The sequence below is a fragment of the Falsiroseomonas oryziterrae genome, from assembly GCF_021864505.1.
GTDB lineage: Bacteria > Pseudomonadota > Alphaproteobacteria > Acetobacterales > Acetobacteraceae > Falsiroseomonas > Falsiroseomonas oryziterrae.
Map to the genome: position 1 here is coordinate 1 of NZ_JAKJIB010000507.1, position 1,936 is coordinate 1,936.

General features: G+C 69.6%; 2 protein-coding genes. Both read right to left on the reverse strand.

The features are described from left to right. Window positions 1-113: 113 nt before the first annotated feature. Complete coding sequence (locus L2I40_RS22530) at window positions 114-1,370, reverse strand: family 1 glycosylhydrolase (protein ID WP_237217571.1); 1,257 nt, start codon at window positions 1,368-1,370, stop codon at window positions 114-116. 150 nt (window positions 1,371-1,520) lie between these two features. Next, window positions 1,521-1,936, reverse strand: a 416-nt coding sequence (locus L2I40_RS22535; RefSeq protein WP_237217572.1) for a CopD family protein, incomplete at its 5' end; no start/stop codon positions are given.

Genomic DNA, 1,936 nt, shown 5'->3' on the forward strand with positions numbered 1-1,936 from the left:
AGGGAGGGGGCACTTCGGCCCCCTCCCTCCCGGCGCTGAAAAACAGATGGCTGGGGTCCGGGGAGCCCCCCGGCTCCCCGGCGGGGGTGCGGGGGCAGCGCCCCCCCGCACGCTCACGCCGCCAGCGGCACCTGCAGGCACCACGACTGCGTCGGCAGCACCTCGCGCCAGCCTTCGATCAGGCGCTTGTAGGCAAGGCCCACTTTCCGTGGCTTGCGGTCGAGGTCGTAGAGGCCGCGCGGGTTCACCTCGCCGCGCTGTTCGCGCAGTGCATGCGTCCAGTCGATCTGGTCGGTCAGCGAGTACCAGGTGAAGCCGAGCACCGGCACGCCGTCGCGGCGCAGCCGCAGGATGCCGCTCCACTGCTTCCACAGCCAATGTTCCGCCTCGTCGCCGCGCGGGCCTTCGTCGAGGTTGGTCTCGGTGTGCATCACCGGCAGGCCGTAGCGCGCATGGTAGTCGCGCGTGACGGTGTCGTAGCCGAACACCTCGCCCGCCCAGCGCCCGTGTCCGTCCGCGTTCAGCAGGTGCTCGTTGGTCTGGTACCAGTCATTGCCCATCACGCAGTGACGCTTCAGCGACGGCGCCTCGAGCAGGAACCAGTGGTATTCGGCGCGGCTCATGCCGTTGTCCATGAGGAACTCGTACATCAGGCTGTCCACCCGCCGCCCGTAGTTGAGGTCGAGCGTGATGAAGCGCTCCGCATTGCGGAACTCGGCATGGGGCAGGGCGCGCGGGCATTCGGCGTGGAAGGCCTCGGTGCTTTCCGACTGGATGAAGATCGCGTCCGGGCGGACCGTGATGATCTCCCGCATCGCCATGACGTTCGCGCGGACGATGTTCTTGATCGCCGTGACGTAGCTGCGGTCGTCGTGCCGCTGCTCGTTCCACCAGCCGTATTTCGCGCTGAAGACCGCCGTGATGAACATCTCGTTCACCGGGGTGTAGAGCTGCACCCACGGGAAGCGCTCGGCGAAGGCGCGGGCGTAGCGCGCGAAGTGCTCCGGGAAGTCCGGGTTCTGGAAGTCGCCGATCCAGTCCGGCACGCCGAAATGGCAGAGATCGACGATCGGGCGGATGCCGAGCCGCTTCAATTCGGGCAGGGTCTCGTCCGCGAAGGCCCAGGCGTAGCGGCCGGGGGCGCGCAGCGTGGTGTGCAGCTGCGGGCCGTAGCGCAGTGCGTCGCAGCCAAGCTCGCGGACCAGCGCGAAATCCTCGCGCCAGCGGTCGTAATGGCCGCATTCGGCCATCTGGTCGCGTCGGATGCGTCCGCCCTGGATCCTGGGCGCGCTGTTCTCGATCCCGGTGGCGAAGAGGAAGCCGTGATGCGGCGCGAGGCGCGCGCCGGCGGCAAGTGTGGCGTCGAGCATCGGAAGCTCCTGGACGGCGGCTGGTGGCGCTCGTCCGGTCCCCCCGATCCGGCGCTCACAGGTAATTGTATATGATATTCCTCACGCTGCCGTGAACCCGGAAATCGCCTGCATCTCCAGTTTTTCGCCGCGCCCGTCTCATCCTGGCGTTCACCCCTGGATGCGATGGCCCGCGTCGACGGGATGCACCGAGACCAGTTCCGCCGCCGCCCAGAACACCAGCAGCGCCACCACGGCTTCCAGCTGGATCGATCGCGCCAGCGCCGCGCCTCCGCCGCCGGTCAGCCTCGGCGTCAGCAGGAAGCGGTGCCGCGCGGCGAGCGCCAGCATCACCCCGACGAGCGCGAGCTTCGCGACCAGCGCGTAGCCATACCAGCCGGCGAAGAGCAGATCGCCGCGCCGCACCAGCAGCGCCGCGAGCGCGAGCCCCGTGCCCGCGATCGCGGCCACAGCCCAGACCGCGGCCCGCGACCAGGCCTCGACCAGCTCCGCCTGGCCGCGCCGCGCCGCCCAGGCGAGCGGCAGCAGGCTGCCCGTCCAGAACGCGACCGCCAGCAGGTGGAGCG

What these genes read in the sequence shown, in the direction of transcription:
- L2I40_RS22530 (WP_237217571.1), bottom strand. Translation starts at nt 1,370, where the DNA reads ATGCTCGACGCCACACTTGCCGCCGGCGCGCGCCTCGCGCCGCATCAC.